The sequence below is a fragment of the Streptomyces sp. NPDC001770 genome (assembly GCF_053596135.1).
In genome coordinates this window covers 229,114-246,489 of sequence record NZ_JBSFFN010000001.1, presented here as the reverse complement: position 1 = coordinate 246,489, position 17,376 = coordinate 229,114, and the positions used below count along the sequence as shown (strand labels likewise).

Below are 17,376 nucleotides of genomic sequence, written 5' to 3'. Positions count from 1 at the left end.
ACTACGCTCCGACTCGTGGCCGATATCCAGATTCCCGCTGACATCAAGCCCGCCGACGGACGCTTCGGCGCCGGGCCCTCCAAGGTGCGGACGGAGGCGCTCGACGCGCTGGCCGCCACCGGAACCTCTCTCCTCGGTACGTCCCATCGCCAGGCCCCGGTCAAGAACCTGGTCGGCGAGGTGCGTGACGGTGTACGCAGCCTCTTCTCCCTCCCCGAGGGGTACGAGGTCGTCCTCGGCAACGGCGGGTCCACCGCGTTCTGGGACGTCGCGACGCACGGTCTCATCGAGACGAAGTCCCAGCACCTGAACTTCGGTGAGTTCTCCTCGAAGTTCGCCAAGGCCGCGAAGCTCGCGCCCTGGCTGGCCGACCCGAGCGTGATCTCCTCCGAGCCCGGCACCCACCCGGAGCCCAGGGCCGAGGAGGGCGTCGACGTCTACGCCTTCACCCACAACGAGACCTCCACGGGTGTCGCGGCGCCGATCAAGCGCGTCGCCGGTGCCGACGAGGGCGCACTCGTCGTGGTCGACGCCACCTCGGGCGCCGGCGGTCTGCCGGTCGACATCACCGAGACGGACGTCTACTACTTCGCCCCGCAGAAGTCCTTCGCCTCCGACGGCGGCCTCTGGATCGCGGCCTTCTCCCCGGCGGCCCTGGAGCGCGCGGCGCGCATCCACGCCTCCGGCCGCCACGTCCCCGAGTTCTTCTCGCTGCCCACGGCGATCGACAACTCGACCAAGAACCAGACGTACAACACCCCGGCCCTCTCCACCCTCTTCCTGCTCAACGAGCAGCTGAAGTGGCTGAACGGCCAGGGCGGCCTGGACTTCGCGACCGGCCGCACCCTCGCCTCCTCCCAGAACCTCTACGGCTGGGCCGAGGACTCGAAGCACGCGACCCCGTTCGTCACCGACCCGGCGAAGCGCTCGCAGGTCATCGGCACGATCGACTTCTCGGACGACATCGACGCCGCCGCGATCGCCAAGGTGCTCCGCGCCAACGGCATCGTGGACACCGAGCCGTACCGCAAGCTGGGCCGCAACCAGCTGCGCGTGGCGATGTTCCCGGCGATCGACCCGGCGGACGTCCAGGCCCTCACCGCCTGCATCGACTACGTGATCGAGAAGCTGTAACCACCACGGCACCCCGGCTCACCGCCTGGACGACGGCCCCGCACACCTCGGTGTGCGGGGCCGTCGCCGTACCGCCTCACCCTCGCGGGTGATCCTGCGGCTCCGCGACGGAGGGGGCGGCCCGACCTACATGATGTTCTCGACACCTTTGGACCCAGGAGAGACGCCATGTCTGCCAAGGTCCCGGTGTACGTGGTCCTGGACCGCCGTCACGGCCGGGTCCACGTCCTCACCGAGCCGGGTGGCTCGTCCTACGACCGGCACGAGGTGTACGCCCCCGGCCAGAAGGTCACGCTGCCCGCATCCATCGGGGCCGAGGTGACGCTCGACGTGGCGGAGCTCGTCGCGGCGGGCAGCCGTACGGCGGAGGCCGCCCCGCCGACCGGCTGACCCCATCTCCTTCTACACGGGCACCCCCGCCGCCAGCACGGCTCTGAGGCGTCCGATCGCCGCCGGCCACTCCGCCGGCTCGGCGCTCTCCGCCCACAGCTCGCGCAGCTCGGACGTCTCCGCGGTGACCTGGTCGAGGGCCCGCACCGCGAGCCCGAGCAGCGTCGGCGACGGGGCACCGCCGGGCAGCGGGACCGGTTCTTCGGGGCCGTACGGGGTGTCCACCGGTTCGCCGCCCGGGCACCGGGCCGCGAGCAGCGCGGCGGCGGCCACCGCCTCCATCGCCTCGTCGCTGTCGAGGAAGCCCTCGGCGCCCGCGTGGACCGCCGCTTCCAGCGCCTGCTGGATCAGCGCCGCGCGCTTCTCGGGATCGCTGTCGTCCAGTTTCCCGCCGAAGTCGGCGGCCGTGTCGTTGTCGAAGTGCCCGATGCCCCACGTACCCATGTGACTCTCCCCGTTCCCTGATGGTGACTACAGCGTGTCACCCCCCACTGACAACGGACTTCCGGCGCCGGAGCTTCAGGCATCCGGGCTTCCGGCCACCGGCTTCCGCGCCAGTACGAACCCCTGCGGGGTCGGCTCCGGGAACTCCCCGTCGGTGTCGGCTTCGCGCACGGTACGCACGCGGGGCTCGAAGCCCGCCGCAGCGAGCAGGGACGCGACCGCCTCCGGGCGGCGGCGGTGGAAGTCGAGGACGATCGGGCGCCCCCACGCGTCGGTCCGGTGGCGGGTCTCGTCGCCGGCCTGGAAGCCGAGTTGCAGATGCGCTCCCGGGGCCAGCACCCGGTGGAACTCGGCGAAGACGGCCGGGAGGAGCGCGTCGGTGATGTGGATGACCGAGTACCAGGCGAGCAGGCCGCCCAGGGAGTCGTCGGGCAGGTCGAGCGCGAGCATCGAGCCCTCCTCGAACCGGAGGTCCGGGTGTTCGGCCCGCGCCACCGCGAGCATCCCAGGCGACAGGTCGATCCCGAACACGTCCGCGCCGAGCCCGCGCAGGTGGCCGGTGATCCGCCCCGTACCGCACCCCACGTCGGCGAGCGGCCTGCCGCCGCCGGTCTCCCGTACGAGATCCACGAACCCGGCGAGCAGCGCCTTCTCCAGCGGCTTGGCGTCCAGTTCGGCGCCGAACCGGGCGGAGTACTCGGTGGCCATGACGTCGTACGAGGCCCGGGTGGCGCGTACGAACTCGGGCTCGGCCTCCGTGGCCGGGGCGCTCTCGCCAGGGGCGAAGTCCACCTCCGACGCGTTCAGCACCCGGATGCGGCGTCCGGGGTAGCCGAGGTTCCGGAAGATCTCGTTGTGGTGCGCGACCGACCGGCCCGGGGTCGCGTACGCCCCGTCGCCGGGCCCCCGTACGGAGGTGGTGTGGCCGTCCGCCACCACGACCAGGTCGTACCCGTGGCTCAGCGCGGAGCGTGCCGTGGTGTCCACGCAGATCTCGGTGGCGAACCCGGTGACGAGCACCTCGGTGACACCGTGCGCCCGCAGCAGGCCGTCGAGGCCGGTGCGGAGGAAGCTGTCCGGTGCGGTCTTGCGGACGACCGGCTCCGCCGCGCCGGGCGCGAGTTCGGGCACGACCTGCCGGCCCTCCGAGCCGGCTTCCGTCCCCTCACCGACGTCCTGCACCGTGACGACCAACGCGCCTGCTCCGTGCGCGCGTTGGCGCAGCTCCGCGATGACGGCGACGGTCTCGGCGGCCCGGTGGGCGATGGCCACCGTGTCGTTCTGCATGTCGATGACGAGGAGCGCGGTGGTGTTCGGCATGGGAGGAGAGCGTAGGGGTGAGGGCCGGCCGGAACACCGGCGGGGCGGCCGGACCACCGGGGGCGGCCGGGCGGGAGAGCCACGCGGGGCGGGTCCTCGGCCGCTGCCGGTTCGGGATGTCAGCGGCCGGGTGCGGAGTGCCCGCGCGGCCCACGCCGCGCCCTGGACTCCTGGCGTGGCAGTACCCGTACGGAGACGGGCGGGACGGCGGCCGGCGGTGCGGCCGACGACGAGCGAGTGGTGGGCGAGTGGTGGGCGACAAAACCGGTTCGACGTAGACAGGCGCGGTATACGAACATGCGTTCATGCCCCTGAGAGAGACACTTGCCCGAGTCGATGCGGACCTGGCCGCCGGCCGGGTTCCCGTCGCGCGCCAGCGCCTGCGCGGTCTCGTCTCGTCCTTCCCGCACGACCTGGCACTCCGCCGCCGCCTGGCCGAGGTGTACCGGCTCTACGGCGACTCCGCCGAGGCCGGCCGCTGGATGTACCTCGAAGAGGACCGGAACGCCGACGAGACCACCGCGTTCGAGGCGCGCTACGGCTCTCCCGGGCGGCGGATGAAGGCCCTCGGCTGGCACGGCCCGGAGGCCGAGGCCGCCACCGCCTTCGCGGAGGGACAGCTGACCGGGGTACGGACTGCCTGCGCCGAGAAGCTGGGACACCCCGTCGACTGGGACGACCCCACCTCCTACCGCGAGGACCTGGGAGGGGACCACGAGGCACCCTTCGAGCCGTGGACGGCCGGTGGTGTGCTGGCGGGCGCCGGCTGCCTGGTGGCTGCCCTCGCGTTCCTCGCGATCTGGGTGAACGGAATCGTCGCGCTCTTCGACTGATTCGGGTCACCGAGGCCCGAGAAGCACAAAGAGCGATGGACTGGACTGCGGAATACGCGGGAATTTCCGCACGGTCGGCCGCCACGGATTCGGGCGCACCGTCAGGACACCTGTGCGGCCTTCCCGTGGCGGACCTCCATCGGCCCGGTTCATCGCCCGCTGCCCCGCGCCGCCCCCGTTCGCACTCGGCGTGAGGCCGCATTTCACCAGGCAAGTCAAGACTTATCTTCCCGGGGGCGATGACCCTATGGTGTGGCTCGAATCGAAGGAGCCTGCCGTTGTCGAAGATGAATGATTCCGCTGCGCGCGCCATTGACTCGGAGCGGGATTATGTGTCCTCCCTCTACGAGTTGCTCAATGAACGGATTTCCGAAGCACGAGCACACCGGGCGAATGTGCTGAAGTCCCCGGCGGAAAGCGCCGGTGAGGCGTACGAGAGGGAAATGGCCGCCGAACGCCTGACCAAGGAAATCGGCCGGCTGGAGAGCGCCGAACAGGGGCTGGTCTTCGGGCGCATCGACTGGACGGACGGCACGGTCCTGCGCATCGGGCGGATCGGACTGCACACGGAGGAGGACGACCTGCCGCTGCTCGTGGACTGGCGCGCGAACGCGGCCCGGCCCTTCTACGAGGCGACTCCGGTCCACCCGATGGACCTGCGGCGGCGTCGGCACCTGCGCGTCGAGGACCGCACGGTCGTCTCGGTGAGCGACGAGCTGCTGGACGGGACCGACCCGACCGACGAGGACGTGGTGGGGGACGGCCCGTTGACCGAGGCGCTGTCGGCACGGCGTACGGGCAGGATGCACGCGGCCGTCGCGACGCTCCAGTCCGAGCAGGACGAGATCGTCCGCTCCGCACACCGCGGGGTGACCGTGGTGCAGGGCGGGCCCGGTACCGGCAAGACGGTGGTCGCCCTGCACCGGGCGGCCTACGTCCTGTACGCGTTCCCGCGTGCCACGGAGGAGGGTGTCCTGGTGGTGGGACCGAACGCCCGGTTCCTCGACTACATCTCCCAGGTTCTTCCGTCGCTCGGGGAGAACGACGTCGTGCTGGCGACCTGCCGGGAGCTGGCGGGGGTGCCGACGGACGCGGTGGGCACCCCGGACGCGGACGTGGCCGACCTGTTCGACACGGCTCGCCTCAAGGGCAGTTCGGACCTCGCCGACGCCCTGGCCGGTCTGCTGCTCGTACGCCAGGCCCCCGCCGGCGACTTCACCGTGCGGGTCGGGCAGGAACTCGTCCGCCTCTCCGGCGGGGAGGTCGCCGCGGCCCGCGACGCCGCCAGGGCGGCCGTCCCCGGGCACAACCCCGCGCGCCAGGTGTTCAAGGAGCTCCTGGCCGACGCCGTCACGGACGCGATGCGGCGGGACATGGGCGACCTTCTGGAGCAGATCGACGCGGATGCCGTCGCGATGACGGGCCTGGACCTCGACCGGTTCACGGGAGCCGCCCAGCACCGCGTCGAGGGTGCGGCGGACTCGGGTCCGGTGCACGAGCTGGACCTGGATGCCCTCCGGGCCGATCTCCTCGACGACGCCGGATTCGACCGGGCCCTCGATGCGTTGTGGCCGCGGCTGGTACCGGGTGACCTCGTGAAGGCGCTCCTGACGGACGCCGACGCGCTCGCCGAGCACCTGCCCCGGCTGACCGCGCGGGAGCGTTCCCTGCTGCTGCGCGGTCCGGACGCCCCGTGGACGGAGGCCGATGGGCCGTTGCTGGACGAGGCGGCGAGCCTGGTGGACGGCCCGCCGGAGCGGACGTACGGGCATGTCGTCGTCGACGAGGCACAGGAACTGACCGCCATGCAGTGGCGGATGATCGTCCGCCGCTGCCCGGCGCGGGCGATGACGCTGGTGGGCGACTTCGCCCAGGCGGGCCCGGTCGCCACGGCACGCGACTGGAAGGAGGCGTTGAGCCCGCACGTCGGACCGCGGTTCAAACTGCACAGCCTGACCGTCAGTTACCGCACCACGCAGGAGATCCTGGAGAGCGTCCGGGACCTGCTGACGCGGATCGCTCCGGGCCAGAAGCCCACCCGGTCCCTGCGGAGCGGCGAGAGCCCGCGCACCGTGACCACGTCTCCGGACGGGTTGGCCGCCGCCGTCGTCCGGGAACTCCGCGCCCAGAGCGCCGCGCACCCGGGCGAGCTGCTGGGAGTGGTCTGCGCGGACACCGGGGTGGCCGAGCTGACGGCCGGGGGCATCGCTCACCACGCACGCGTCGTGCCGGCGTCCGAGGCGCGCGGCCTGGAGTTCGACGGGGTCGTCGTCGTGAACCCCGAGGAGATCATCACGGCCCGCCCCGGTGGGGAGCGGGACTTGTACGTGGCCCTGACCCGGGCCACCAAGCGGCTCTGCACCATCACCGTCCAGCCCGGCTGACGGTTCGGCCCACCAGCGCACCGGGCGCACCGGGCGGTGGCCGGCCCACGATCCGCGCTGCCCGGAGCGGCATGTACCGGTCCGGGCGGCAGCGGCTCGGCGGCACGCGCCGGCCGGGCGGGCGGACAAGACAGTGGCGGGGCTTCTTGACCAAGCTCCTATGAGGTCACGAGCGCCCGTCCGGTCGCGTGCGGTGGCTCCCCGCATGGGCCGACATATCCGCTAAAGGACCGCCAGTTGATGTCGGTCGGTCCGTGAGTCAGACCCCGCGGAGAAGCCACCACACATCCTCACTGTCAGTCCTCGCCGGGAATCGGCCCGAAGGAGACCGACCGGACCTTCAGTCGCTCCGTGCCCCCGCCGGTGTGCGGGCGGAGGCTGAAGGAGGCGCCCTCGCAGTCGGCGTCCGCGTAGACCGTTGCCACGGTGTCCGTGCGGTTCTTCGGTGAGTGGGCGGGCTCGGAGTCCTCCGACTCGAGGCCCGGGAGGTTGATGCACACCCCGTTGGGCGGCTTGTTGAGGAAGCCGGTGACGTCGTATCCCTCTTCGGTCACGTAGTCGTACCGGAACTGCCCCTCGGCGGCCGAGGCCGATGTGGGGACGGCCGCGAAGAGGAGGGCGGCGCCGAGAACGGCGGGGAAGGCGGAGCGAAGACGCATCGATGGGTCTCTCTGCTGGGGGAGGTTGTCGCGGCCGTTCTCTGCCCAGCGGGCAGAGCCCCGCATCCACGCCTCACTCGTACGGGTGGCGGCGAAACGAACCTGCGCTCCGCCAACCGGTCCACCCGCATCCTCCCCCGCATGTGCGGGAGGGCCGGCACCCCCGGCACCGGCCCTCCCGCAGCGCTGCGTCCGGGCAGTCGGACGTCAAGCGTCGGCCGTCGGCCCACCCGAACGCCCGCGCCGCCAGGCGTCAGGCGGCTTGCGTCAGGCCGCCAGGCGTCAGCTCGACCAGACGTCCGCGTCGTCGGCCGGGACGGTGGTGGAGAGGCCGAGTTCCTTGCGGGCGGCGACCGACTTGTTCGGGTCGATGCCCTTGAAGGCGGTGTCGAGGGCGACGTAGTAGCTGTCGGCGTCGGCGGCCTTCGCGGCCTGCTTCCACGCCTCGTTCGCCTTCTCGAGCTCCGCGCGCAGCTTGACCGTCTCCGGCTGCATGAGGCCCTTGAGCGACGCGAGGTGGGTGTCGAGCGCTGCGGTGACGGCGGCGGCCTGTGCCTGGTAACCGGCGAGGTCGTCCGCGACCTCGTCCGACTCGGGCTGGTTGGCCCAGAATGCCGTGTAGACGCCGCTGGAGCCCTTGAGGTAGGCGAGCTGGTCGGCGTTCATCGGCTTGCTCTTCAGCGAGCCGGTGGTGATCTTGCCCGAGTCCTTGGTGTACGTGCAGGTCACCAGGCGGTCGCCGGTCTTCCACGACTCCTTGGTGGGCTGGTAGTACGAGCCCGCGACGCCGGCCGGTATCGCCCAGGTGTCCGGGGCGAACTTCTGCTCCTCGACCGGGCAGCGTGTGTCGGCGGCCTCGACAATCGCGTCGTCACCGGGGTAGGCGCCGTCCTCGACCTTGAACTCCCCGTAGACCTGGCCGTCGTGCGGCTCGGCGCAGGGCACGACCTCGATCGCGAACTCCTCGGCCATCTCGCCGTCGGCGGCGGGTGCGGTGTTCGGGTTGTAGCAGTCGCCGACCTTGAGGTCGAAGACCGACTTCTGCCGGGCGGCCTTCTTGATGCCCTCCTTGGCGCTCTCGGCGACCGAGCATCCGGACGCGCCGATGGCGAGAAGGGCGACGACGGCGGCTATACCGCGGACATGACGGGACTTGGCACCGAGAGACATGGCGTGTGAATCCTCAAGCGGGAGTAAAAGAAGCGAACTGATGTGCGCATCGTATGGCATGGCTGTGACAACGCTGTGGGAATAAGGTTTCAATCCGTCAGCCCCGGGTACACGGCGCCTTTCGCTCACCCCACCCGAGCGACGCCCGAGCCCCGCCCCGGCTTCCGCCCCGGCTTCCGCCCCGTCAGCCGCCCGTCAACCGCCCGTGCGCCGCCGATTCGTCCCGAACGCGAACCACACCACGCCGATCACGACGAGCCCCCCGAGCAGTGCCCTTCCCTTCCCGAAGGCTCCCCCACCGCCGCCAGCGTCACTGCCGCCGCCGTCCCTTCCGGAGCCCTTCCCCCCGGCCGACGCGGAGGAGGCCGCACCGGAGGAGGCCGCGCCCCCGCCCGACGCGCTCGGTTCGGGCGTGGCCTGGGCCGCGTTGGTGCCCTTGACCTCCAGGCGCCGGACCTCGCTGCGTTCCCCCTCGGAGCCGAGCATCAGGGCCGTACCGTCCGCCGTGTACGTGACCGACTCGGCCTGCCCCTGGAACCCGGCGCCCACACCGCGTTCGTCGCCGAGCCTCCCGTTGTCGAAGGTGTACGCGTCGGCGCCGAGGTAGCCGCGCAGCACCAGCCGCGTACCGTCCGGGGAGAACGCGCCGTCGGTCACCCACGGCACCTCGGCGACCCGGCGGAAGACGTTGTTCCCACTGGTGGAGAGGTGTTCCGGGCCCTCGTAGAGGCCGCCGCCGGCCTGGTTCTTGGAGGCGATCCAGACCCGGCCGGTCTTCGGGTGGACCATCAGCGCCTCGGCGTCCCGGGCCCCGTCCGCGTACACCACGTCGAACTGGGTCGCGCGCACCGTGACGTCCTTCAGGACCTTCGGTTCGGGGAGGCGGTAGATCCAGACGTGGTCCCAGGTGCCGTTGAGGTTGTCGCCGATGTCGCCGACGTAGAGGTTCCCGTCGGGGCCGAGGGAGATCGCCTCGACGTCGCGCGGCTGCCCCACGCCGGTCATGGTGACGGTGGCGACGGTCTCGCCGGTGCGGGAGTCGACGGCGTAGAGGTAGGGGCCGTCGTCGCTGTCGTTGTGGGTCCAGTAGACGCCGGGGTGGATGTGGCTCGCCGCGAGGCCGCTGGACTCGGTGATCCGCGGGTCCTCGATGGTGAAGGTCTGGTCGGCGCCGCCGTCCGCCCGGGCCGGGACGGTCCCCGCGAGGAGCAGCAGGGCGGCGGTACCGAGGGCGGTGAGAGTGGCACGCATGGCGCAAGTGTCCATCATCACGGTGCGGCCCGAATGCGGGATCGGGGATGATGACGCCATGCGTTCCCTGCCTGCCGCCGCCGACTCCACGCCCTGCGACGGTGGGGCATGACCCGTCACGGAACCGATCGGCCGGACGCCCTGCGCTTCCTCTTCGTCGGCGACTCGATGACCGTCGGGCGGGCGGGCGACTTCACCTGGCGCCACCGGATGTGGCAGCACCTCGAAGCGACCCTCGGCGAGGGCGGATACGCGATCGTCGGCCCGCGCACCGGGCTCTACGACGCGGAGGCGGACGCCGCCGTCTCCACCGCGTACGCCGACCCGTCCTTCCCCGCCCCGGCCCGCCGTCATCTGTCCGGGTGGGGCGAGGGCTGGCTGCACATGGCGCCGGTGATCGAGGAGGCGGTACGCACCTCCCGCGCGGACGTGCTGCTCGTCTCGCTCGGTCTGATCGACCTGGGGTTCTACACCGACAGCGAGCAGACGGCAGCGAACGCACGCGCCTTCATCGCCGCCGCCCGCGCCGCGAACCCGCACGTCAGGCTGGTGCTGCTGCCGGTCATCCCGAACATCCGGGCCGAGTCCGACGCCCCTTTCGCCGACGCCTGCGCACGCTTCAACGCCCTGCTCGCCGAGGCCGTCGCGGACCTCTCCACGTCCGGTTCCCCGGTGCTGCTGACCGCGCACCCGTCCGGCTACGACATCCACACCGATACGTACGACGGCACGCACCCGGGACCGAGCGGCGAGCACAAACTGGCCGCGGCCTTCGCGGACGCGCTGCACGGCGCGTGGTCGATCGGCGGCCGGTACACGCCCGAGCCGGAGCAGGCAGGCGTACCCGGACCCGGAGAGGCAGCCGTACCCGAACCCGGACGGACGCTCGTACCCGAACCCGCGCTCTGAGGCCTGCCGACGGACCCGCACACAGTTCCTTCACCCCGCCCACGGAACATGGGCATGCCACTGATAATCTGCGGCCCCCCGCCTGCCGGTGACATGCCCTGGCAGGCGGGGCCTGTATTCCGGCGACTGTGCCGACGCGCGCCGAGCCGTACCCGCCGGCCGGAGCGCGGCAGGCCCGGACACCGCGGACGGCCGGTACGCGAGGCGTCTCCCTCGTGCCGGCCGTCCGTCAACGGGCCTCACCGTAAGGGCCGTTCAGCCCGCGCGCTGCGTGCCCAGCATGGACAGCGCCAGCTCCCACAGCTCGCGCGAGACCTCTTCGGGACGGGCCCGCCGGGACCGCCGGGTGTGGTGGGCCATGAGCTCGTGGACCGTACCGACCATGACGAGCACGTCCGCCTTGTGATCGCCCTCCTCCGCCTCGCCCCGCGCCACCGCGCGCTGGGTCTCGCCGGTCAGCCAGTGCGCCCACACGTCGCGCCACCGCTTGCAGTGCGCGTCCACGGCCCGGCTCACTCCCAGCACCTCGACGAAGGTCACCCGGGCCTCGCGGGGGTCCTCGGTCACCGCCTTCACATAGGCGTCGAACAGGACCCTCGTGCGCTCGGCCATCGAGCACTCGTCCATGCCTTCGGCCATCATGGCGTTCTCGGCGGCGCGCAGCCCCTTGGTCGTCACCCAGTCGTGCAGGGCGATCAACAGGCCTTCCAGCGAGCCGTATTCCTCGTAGAGCATCGACACCGGAACTCCGGCTTTGTCACAGACTTCCTCATCGGTGGTCTGCGCATAGCCGTACGTGCCGAACATCGCGCGTGCCGCGTCCAGCAGTTGAGCGCGCTCCCGTGTACGAATCCTGTCCACGGACTCGGTTCCCAGAGTCCCCCAGCTGTCCGTCACCGGTCCTCCTTAGGCAGAAACGCGGGAGAGGTCAGGTCGTCGCCTCTGCTATCGAACCGCCCGAGTCATTGTCCTCGCACAACACGCCCGATGGGCGAAACGCCACACTCTGCCACCCATGCAGCTTTCGAACGCGGAAGCGTTGACGTACGAAACGCCGTGCGAAAGAACCCGCCCAACCCGCCTTGTATCGCGGGCGAATTCGAAGGCCTGCACGGAAATTGCAGCCAACCCACTCGGACGAGTGACACGCTCCAAACGTCGCCCACGGCGCGGCCGGGCGAGTCGTCGCGCGCGGTCTCACCACTCATGTGCGGCGCAGTCCCCGGCCTCCTCGGCCGGATCGTGTTCCGTACCGGGCGGGGCTACGGCACCGGCGAGGACATCACGCCAACCGCCCTTGCCGTCCCCTGCCAAGCCGTCCTCACCCCGGGCCCGAGCGGCCGCCTCCCGGTGGGCCGCCCACGCCGCCCACGCCTCCGCCGACCGGCACTGGCCGCACAACACCTCTCCGGACCCCGCCCGGAACACATGCTCGTCACCCGGCCCCTCACAGGTCACGAGGGGCAACGGAGGCACGTACGGCGGTTCCTCATCCACACCCTGGGGACGCACATCCTGGGGACGCACCCCCTGGGGACGCGACGCGTCCACGGCCACCGCACCCGTCCCGGCAGCGAAGTACTCAAGCGGAGCGGGCATCTTGATCACCAGCCGCTTCCGTACGAACCCCGGCGGCGAGTGCACTCCGGCCTCCGGCAGCAACGTCACCAGCGCCCGCTTCAGCTCGGCCGCCGACACACCCCGCCGCATCCACTCCGCCGCGAGATCGACCATCTGCCGCGCCTCCTGCACCCCCAGACGCAACTGACCCGACACCCGCCCCAACGACAACAGCACCCGTTCCGCCGCGACCTCCTCGGCGCCCCACTCCTCCACCGGTTTCGGCTGTGGCTTCCGCTCCGGCTCCGGTTCCGCCGCCTGCGCGGGCTCGTGTACGGGTGCGGACGCCACCGGTACGCGTACAGGCACGGGCACGGGCGCCACCGGTTCGGACGCAGGCCGTACAGGGACCGGCACCGAGGCGGCCCCCAACCCCCGCTCGCCCCTTCCCGCCGGCTCGCCCTGTTTCCCTTCCCTCTCCGGCATCTCCGACTCCAGGTCGTTCAGCCACTCCGGCGGCTCCGCCCAGAAGCCTTCGCCTTCCTCCTCGGCGAATTGCGAGACTTTCCCGAACTTCCGCCCGAACGACTTTCGTTCAGTTTTCGATTCGCGAACAGGCCTGGTAGGGAGGGGGTATGAGTTCCCCAGAGTTTTTACGTGAGGTAGGGAATCACCGACCGACGGGGAACCCGGAACTCCGGTCGCCGGAAAGTGGTCATCCGGCGCGACCTGCGGCGATGCGACGTCCACATAGTGGCCGGAGCTCTCGGCCAACTCCCCGCCGTCCAGGTCCGCATACTCCCCGCGGCGCTCCCAGTACTCCTCCGCCCGCTGCCGCGTACTCGGCGCGTTCGACAGGATCTGCGCCGTGGCCCACCGGCCGCCCGTGCGCCGGTACCGCCACTCGTGGAGATAGCCCTCACGCTTCAGGAACTTCCTGGCCCTCTGGTACGGCCCGGGCTCGATGCCCGCATCCCGCGCGAAGTCCCACAACGGACCCGACGCCCGCGGCCGTTGCACGCCCGAGAGGCTCTCCATGTACAAGATGATGATCTTCGCGTCACTGTTCATCCGACGCGAGCCGACCAGCCCGCCCGAACGCCGCCCGGTGGCCGACACCGGCGAGATAGCATGCCAAAGCATCCCTGTGGACTCCTCATCCACTCGTGGTGAAGGCCCTCGGTGCGGTGTGACAGCACCTCCGGGGGCCGCTCCACGCGCACACTGGCGCACGGAGCGTGATGACGCGATCACCGTACATCACGCCGTGGGCATGCTTGTCCAGGTTTCGGCAAGAACAACCCCTGCGCGTGATCACGGACTTCGCGCCACCCCCCGCGCAAGACGGCACGCCACCCGCCGAACGGGCCATGCCGCGCACATCCCGACCCGGTCACGCCTCTCCGCGACCGGAATCAGCGGTCCACGAACCGGCTCAACCGGTAGAAGCTCTCCTGCTCCAGGCGCCCGCACAGATGGTCGATCCGGATCAACGCCTCGTCCACCCCCGCCTCCCGGAGGCGGCACAGGTGGGACCTCAACTCCGCCCGGTCCGAGGTCTCCAGCACGAGGTCCCACCGCCCCGCCTCGGGCGCGGTACGGGCAGCCGTACGCCGCCTCTCGGCCTCCAGCCGCCGCTTCCTCTTCGCCTGTCCCGGCATCGGCCCAGCATCGCCGAGCGCTCGCGGCACGGCAACCCGGTCGACCGGTGGCGTGGATTCAGTCGGCAACCCGACCGCGCGAGAGCGGCTCAGGGGTGGATACGGGGCGCATCCTCAACGCCATGTACAGGGCCACGAACCAGAAGACACCGGTGCAGGCGCCCAGCAGATTGACCAGGATGACCAGCCGCAGGCGTTGAACCCGCCGGTTGTAGGCGACGAATGACGGCACGGCCAGGAAGAGCAGCGAGAACGCCACCATGACGAGCAGCTCGTAGAAGCCCATGTCTGAAAGCATCGGATGACCCTATAGCCGCCGTGGGGCCGCCCCACCCGGCGGCAGGGAGCCCTACCGACCTTCCCCGACGGGCAGTTCCCGTGCCGCGCAGGATTGGCCGGCCGGTGATCGGTACGGCCGGCCGGACGGTGCTCCGGCCGTGCCGGTCGAGGGGGCCCGAAACGTCGGCGGCCAGGCTCGGTGGCGACTCCTTCCGGGCGGACCCGGCCCGGCGGGCGCAGGGGCGCGTCCCCGCCGGGCCCGGTCCCGTTGGCGCGGGGAGCACGCTTCCTGGCTGCGGGCCGTTCCCGGTCGAGGCCGGAGAGGGACATGAGCCGGGCCCGGTGTCGACCGGCCGGCCCCGCCCCCCAGCCCCCACCGGCCCCCCGGTGCGACAGTGTCGGGTCAGGCGACGAAGTACGTCTTGAACTCGGCAAGGGTGATGCGCCTGTTGCCGTCGGTGTCGGCCCCGCGCACGAAGTCGGCGAGCTTCACGTCGTCAAGGACACCATCGGCGTTGTCGTAGTCCCGCAGCTCCTTCAGGCGGATCTCTCCGCTCCCGTCCGCGTCGATCTTCGCGAATGTGGCCTCGGCCTGGGCCTCGGTCAGCTTGGTCATGGTTCTCTCCTGAATTCGTGAATGAGGGGGCCGGGCCCGTAACGCCTGCGACGTCCAGCGGGGCCGACGCACAGCCTCGTGGGGAAGGTCTGGCGAGTCACGCGCTGTGCGCGCACCCGGCCCAACGACATCCGACCGCTGGGGATGCGCCCGCACGGTCCAGCGGTTCGGCGCCGAAGCGGTGCGCCCGCCCCGGAGCTTCCCGGGCAACACCCGTCCAGCCGGGAGCCCCCGGGCCCCTTCCGGTCCGACTCGGGTCCGTTCGTAGGACCACCCGACGATGACGGAACGGCAAGGCGGTGTGCGGATGACCTACTCCCGAGTGAACCCCGCGTGATCAATCTGGTGCGGAGCGTGACCTCTCGCATACGGTCGGCGCGCTACCAGCACCCCCTCACTGGAGAATTCATGGCACGCTTCCGTACCCGTCCGGCGCTGCTCGCCTCGGCCGCGGCCCTCGCCGCGAGCGCTCTTGTCCCCACCCAGCTCGTCGGCGCGCAGTCCGCCACCGCCGCGGCGGACTACGACTGGGTGGCTCTCGGCGACTCCTACACCGCCGGTGTCATCAAGGCCTCGGGCGACGTATTCGAATTCCCCCGCGACGGCTGCTAGCGCACCGACCTGTCCTACCCCCAGCGCATCGAGCGGGACCTCGGCGCACTCTTCGAACTGACCAATGTCAGCTGCGGCGCCGCCACGATCGAGGACGTCACCTTCAGGGCACAGGTGCCGATCGGTCATGGCATTCCGGGCTCCCCCGACCCGGAGGCCCCCTTTGATCCGGTGCCTCCCCAGTCCGAGGCGGTCAAGTCCGGCACCGACGTGATCACCGTCGGCGTGGGCGGCAATACCCTCGGGTTCGGCGACATCCTCTTCAAGTGCCTTGAACTGGGCCACGGAACCGGCGGCGTGGGCACCCCGTGCAAGGACGAACTGGCCGCCTCGATCCCCGCCAGGCTGACCAAGGTGGGCAAGGAGTACGGCGAGATGCTCGCCGAGCTCCACGAGAAGGGCCCGCACGCCAAGATCCTGGCCGTCGGCTACCCCACGATCATCCCCAAGGACACGTCCAAGTGCCTGTACAACAACCTGCACCAGTTCGTCTCGATCACCGCCGGTGACCTGGACTGGCTGCGCCAGGACGTCCTGGAACCCCTCAACAGGACGATCGAGAAGTCTGCCGACTCACACGACTCGGCCTCCTTCGTCAACCTCTACGACTCCTCCGAGAAGCACAGCGCCTGTGATGCCGGAAAGTGGGTCGAGGGCGTCTTCGACGAGCAGGACCGCCCTGCTCTCGTGCACCCCAACGCCAAGGGTCACGAGAACGCCGCAGACCATGTCACCTCGGCGATCCTGAACGCCGTCGCCCCGACGGACTGACCCGCACTCCACGCCCGCGTCAGGCCCTGCGGCACATCGTCCCCACACGCGCCGTACGAGGACGATGTGCCGCCCCGCTCACACCGTACGGGTGAGAACGGACCCAGAAAACGGGCGCCCCCGGCCGACACCCGGTACGACCACCGGCACCGGCCACAGCGGCCCCCACCGCCGCATCCACGACGCGACTCGACCGCACGACGCGCCTCGACAGCACGTCGCCCTCAGCTGTCTTCGCCAGCACGCGCATACCGATCGCCGCCCTCGTGCGGCGAACACGCACGAGGGGAACCGGCCGCCCGATCACCGCACCTCTTCCCGCTCTTCACGCGTGGAAGGCGAATCCTGGCCCTGTCCCGTCCGTCCCGGGGCCCCGCGAAACACCAGCCGCGCTTTCACCCACAGCGTCAGTCCCACGAGGGAGCAGATCACCGCCAGGCCGACGACGACGGGGACGACAGCCGTCAGCGCGAACGTGAACAAGAGCTCCGCCCAGCTCGGTTCCTCGCCCATCGTGCTTCCACTCGATGCCATGAACGACACCACGCAGGAGGGAACGGATCGGTTGCGCGGACGTACCGGCGCCTCAGACCGATCCGGCCGCGCGGACGTACCGACGCCTCAGGCCGATCCGGTTGCCCTCAACAAGACCCGCGCCGTCCGGGACGGGGAGCGTCGGCACGGGGCGCCGGCACGGGAACGCCGGCACGGGCCGGCCGACGCGTGGGGCCCAGGGCGTGGCGGTCGTACCGGAGTGCGCGCTCAGGTGCCGTCGACGCCGAAGCCCGCGACGGCGAGCCGGAAGGCGCGGTCCGCCTGCTCCGCCGGGTCGGTGTAGTTCTCGGTGGCCAGGGCGATCCCGACGATCAGTACGAGCAGATCGTCGATGGTGACGTCCGCCCGGACGACCTGGTCGTCCACGGCCCTGCGCAGCAGCAGGGCACCGGCCGCGCCGATGGTCAGGGCACAGGAGTCCTGGCCGGCCTCGTCCTGGAGGGGCTCGTAGGAGAGGACGTCAGCCAGTCCGCGTGCGGCGAGTGAGTAGGCGAGCAGCTCGCGCAGCCACTCCACCAGTGCGGAGCGGCTGTCGTCCTCGCCGCAGAGCGCGTGCGCACGGTCGCAGAGGTCGTGGACACGCTGCTTGAAGACCGCTTCGAGGAGGGCTTTGCGGGTGGGGAAGTGGCGCCGCACGGTGGCCGATCCGACGCCTGCCGTGCGGGCGATCTGCTCCAGGGATGCCTGGGCCCCCCGGGCCGCCACCTCGGCCTCGGCCACGGCGAGGATGTGCGTGTAGTTACGGCGGGCGTCCGAACGCTGGCCGGTCATGGTCTCCCCAACATTGATAAGCGGCGGGCCCCGCCGTATCGTAGCGGACACGAAACG

The 17,376-nt window shown here is 71.0% G+C and carries 18 protein-coding genes and 2 pseudogenes; 7 read left to right on the top strand and 13 right to left on the bottom strand.

Annotated elements, in window-relative coordinates:
• Nucleotides 1–15: 15 nt before the first annotated feature.
• Nucleotides 16–1,134 carry a phosphoserine transaminase gene (gene serC / locus ACWCSV_RS01075; RefSeq protein ID WP_451137770.1) on the top strand — a complete coding sequence of 373 codons (1,119 nt, stop codon included), beginning with the start codon at nucleotides 16–18 and terminating at the stop codon, nucleotides 1,132–1,134.
• 174 nt (nucleotides 1,135–1,308) lie between these two features.
• Nucleotides 1,309–1,524: pseudogene (locus ACWCSV_RS01070) on the top strand (Uma2 family endonuclease); the annotation flags it as partial.
• A gap of 12 nt (nucleotides 1,525–1,536) precedes the next feature.
• Here ACWCSV_RS01070 and ACWCSV_RS01065 read toward each other — a convergent pair.
• The 3 genes and pseudogenes from ACWCSV_RS01065 to ACWCSV_RS01055 form a co-directional block, all read right to left on the bottom strand.
• Nucleotides 1,537–1,968 carry a DUF4259 domain-containing protein gene (locus tag ACWCSV_RS01065; protein ID WP_451137769.1) on the bottom strand — a complete coding sequence of 144 codons (432 nt, stop codon included), beginning with the start codon at nucleotides 1,966–1,968 and terminating at the stop codon, nucleotides 1,537–1,539.
• A gap of 75 nt (nucleotides 1,969–2,043) precedes the next feature.
• Nucleotides 2,044–2,676, bottom strand: a complete 633-nt coding sequence (locus tag ACWCSV_RS01060; protein WP_451137965.1) for a class I SAM-dependent methyltransferase — start codon at nucleotides 2,674–2,676, stop codon at nucleotides 2,044–2,046.
• 216 nt (nucleotides 2,677–2,892) lie between these two features.
• Nucleotides 2,893–3,288 (bottom strand): annotated as a pseudogene (locus ACWCSV_RS01055) (cysteine hydrolase family protein); the annotation flags it as partial.
• A 305-nt stretch (nucleotides 3,289–3,593) separates the two neighbouring features.
• Here ACWCSV_RS01055 and ACWCSV_RS01050 point away from each other — a divergent pair.
• Together ACWCSV_RS01050 and ACWCSV_RS01045 are read left to right on the top strand one after the other, a co-directional pair.
• A complete protein-coding gene (locus ACWCSV_RS01050) occupies nucleotides 3,594–4,121 on the top strand; it encodes a DUF6584 family protein (RefSeq protein ID WP_451137768.1) in 528 nt (175 codons plus the stop codon).
• Between the two features lie 332 nt (nucleotides 4,122–4,453).
• On the top strand, nucleotides 4,454–6,505 hold the full coding sequence (locus tag ACWCSV_RS01045; RefSeq protein WP_451137767.1) for a HelD family protein: 2,052 nt from the start codon (nucleotides 4,454–4,456) through the stop codon (nucleotides 6,503–6,505).
• Between the two features lie 296 nt (nucleotides 6,506–6,801).
• On the opposite strand, the gene ACWCSV_RS01040 is transcribed toward ACWCSV_RS01045, so the two are convergent.
• The 3 genes from ACWCSV_RS01040 to ACWCSV_RS01030 all read right to left on the bottom strand — a co-directional run bounded on the left by ACWCSV_RS01040 (nucleotide 6,802) and on the right by ACWCSV_RS01030 (nucleotide 9,585).
• On the bottom strand, nucleotides 6,802–7,164 hold the full coding sequence (locus ACWCSV_RS01040) for a hypothetical protein (RefSeq protein WP_451137766.1): 363 nt from the start codon (nucleotides 7,162–7,164) through the stop codon (nucleotides 6,802–6,804).
• A 282-nt stretch (nucleotides 7,165–7,446) separates the two neighbouring features.
• Nucleotides 7,447–8,334 (bottom strand): septum formation family protein, encoded by an 888-nt coding sequence (locus ACWCSV_RS01035; RefSeq protein WP_451137765.1) that lies wholly within the window; start codon nucleotides 8,332–8,334, stop codon nucleotides 7,447–7,449.
• A 195-nt stretch (nucleotides 8,335–8,529) separates the two neighbouring features.
• Entirely contained in the window at nucleotides 8,530–9,585 is a 1,056-nt protein-coding gene (locus tag ACWCSV_RS01030) for a WD40 repeat domain-containing protein (protein ID WP_451137764.1), read from the bottom strand.
• A gap of 108 nt (nucleotides 9,586–9,693) precedes the next feature.
• Between ACWCSV_RS01030 and ACWCSV_RS01025 the strand changes: the two genes are divergently transcribed.
• The gene (locus tag ACWCSV_RS01025; RefSeq protein WP_451137763.1) at nucleotides 9,694–10,494 is read left to right on the top strand and encodes a GDSL-type esterase/lipase family protein; all 801 of its coding nucleotides are present in this window, start codon (nucleotides 9,694–9,696) and stop codon (nucleotides 10,492–10,494) included.
• Between the two features lie 255 nt (nucleotides 10,495–10,749).
• Here ACWCSV_RS01025 and ACWCSV_RS01020 read toward each other — a convergent pair whose 3' ends face one another.
• The 5 genes from ACWCSV_RS01020 to ACWCSV_RS01000 form a co-directional block, all read right to left on the bottom strand.
• Nucleotides 10,750–11,391 carry a TetR/AcrR family transcriptional regulator gene (locus tag ACWCSV_RS01020; RefSeq protein ID WP_390959721.1) on the bottom strand — a complete coding sequence of 214 codons (642 nt, stop codon included), beginning with the start codon at nucleotides 11,389–11,391 and terminating at the stop codon, nucleotides 10,750–10,752.
• 300 nt (nucleotides 11,392–11,691) lie between these two features.
• The gene (locus ACWCSV_RS01015; RefSeq protein ID WP_451137762.1) at nucleotides 11,692–13,125 is read right to left on the bottom strand and encodes a hypothetical protein; all 1,434 of its coding nucleotides are present in this window, start codon (nucleotides 13,123–13,125) and stop codon (nucleotides 11,692–11,694) included.
• A 344-nt stretch (nucleotides 13,126–13,469) separates the two neighbouring features.
• Complete coding sequence (locus tag ACWCSV_RS01010; protein ID WP_451137761.1) at nucleotides 13,470–13,715, bottom strand: hypothetical protein; 246 nt, start codon at nucleotides 13,713–13,715, stop codon at nucleotides 13,470–13,472.
• Nucleotides 13,716–13,773: 58 nt separating this feature from the next.
• Complete coding sequence (locus ACWCSV_RS01005; RefSeq protein WP_451137760.1) at nucleotides 13,774–14,013, bottom strand: superinfection immunity protein; 240 nt, start codon at nucleotides 14,011–14,013, stop codon at nucleotides 13,774–13,776.
• A gap of 384 nt (nucleotides 14,014–14,397) precedes the next feature.
• Nucleotides 14,398–14,610, bottom strand: coding sequence for an EF-hand domain-containing protein (locus tag ACWCSV_RS01000; protein ID WP_451137759.1), 213 nt, complete (start codon nucleotides 14,608–14,610; stop codon nucleotides 14,398–14,400).
• 408 nt (nucleotides 14,611–15,018) lie between these two features.
• On the opposite strand from ACWCSV_RS01000, the gene ACWCSV_RS00995 reads away from it, so the two are divergent.
• Complete coding sequence (locus ACWCSV_RS00995; RefSeq protein ID WP_451137758.1) at nucleotides 15,019–15,222, top strand: hypothetical protein; 204 nt, start codon at nucleotides 15,019–15,021, stop codon at nucleotides 15,220–15,222.
• Nucleotides 15,223–15,231: 9 nt separating this feature from the next.
• Nucleotides 15,232–15,993: an SGNH/GDSL hydrolase family protein gene (locus ACWCSV_RS00990; RefSeq protein ID WP_451137964.1), complete on the top strand. Its 762-nt coding sequence runs from the start codon at nucleotides 15,232–15,234 to the stop codon at nucleotides 15,991–15,993.
• A gap of 303 nt (nucleotides 15,994–16,296) precedes the next feature.
• On the opposite strand, the gene ACWCSV_RS00985 is transcribed toward ACWCSV_RS00990, so the two are convergent.
• Nucleotides 16,297–16,506: a hypothetical protein gene (locus ACWCSV_RS00985; RefSeq protein ID WP_451137757.1), complete on the bottom strand. Its 210-nt coding sequence runs from the start codon at nucleotides 16,504–16,506 to the stop codon at nucleotides 16,297–16,299.
• A 249-nt stretch (nucleotides 16,507–16,755) separates the two neighbouring features.
• Nucleotides 16,756–17,319 (bottom strand): TetR/AcrR family transcriptional regulator, encoded by a 564-nt coding sequence (locus tag ACWCSV_RS00980; protein ID WP_451137756.1) that lies wholly within the window; start codon nucleotides 17,317–17,319, stop codon nucleotides 16,756–16,758.
• Between the last annotated feature and the right edge of the window lie 57 nt (nucleotides 17,320–17,376).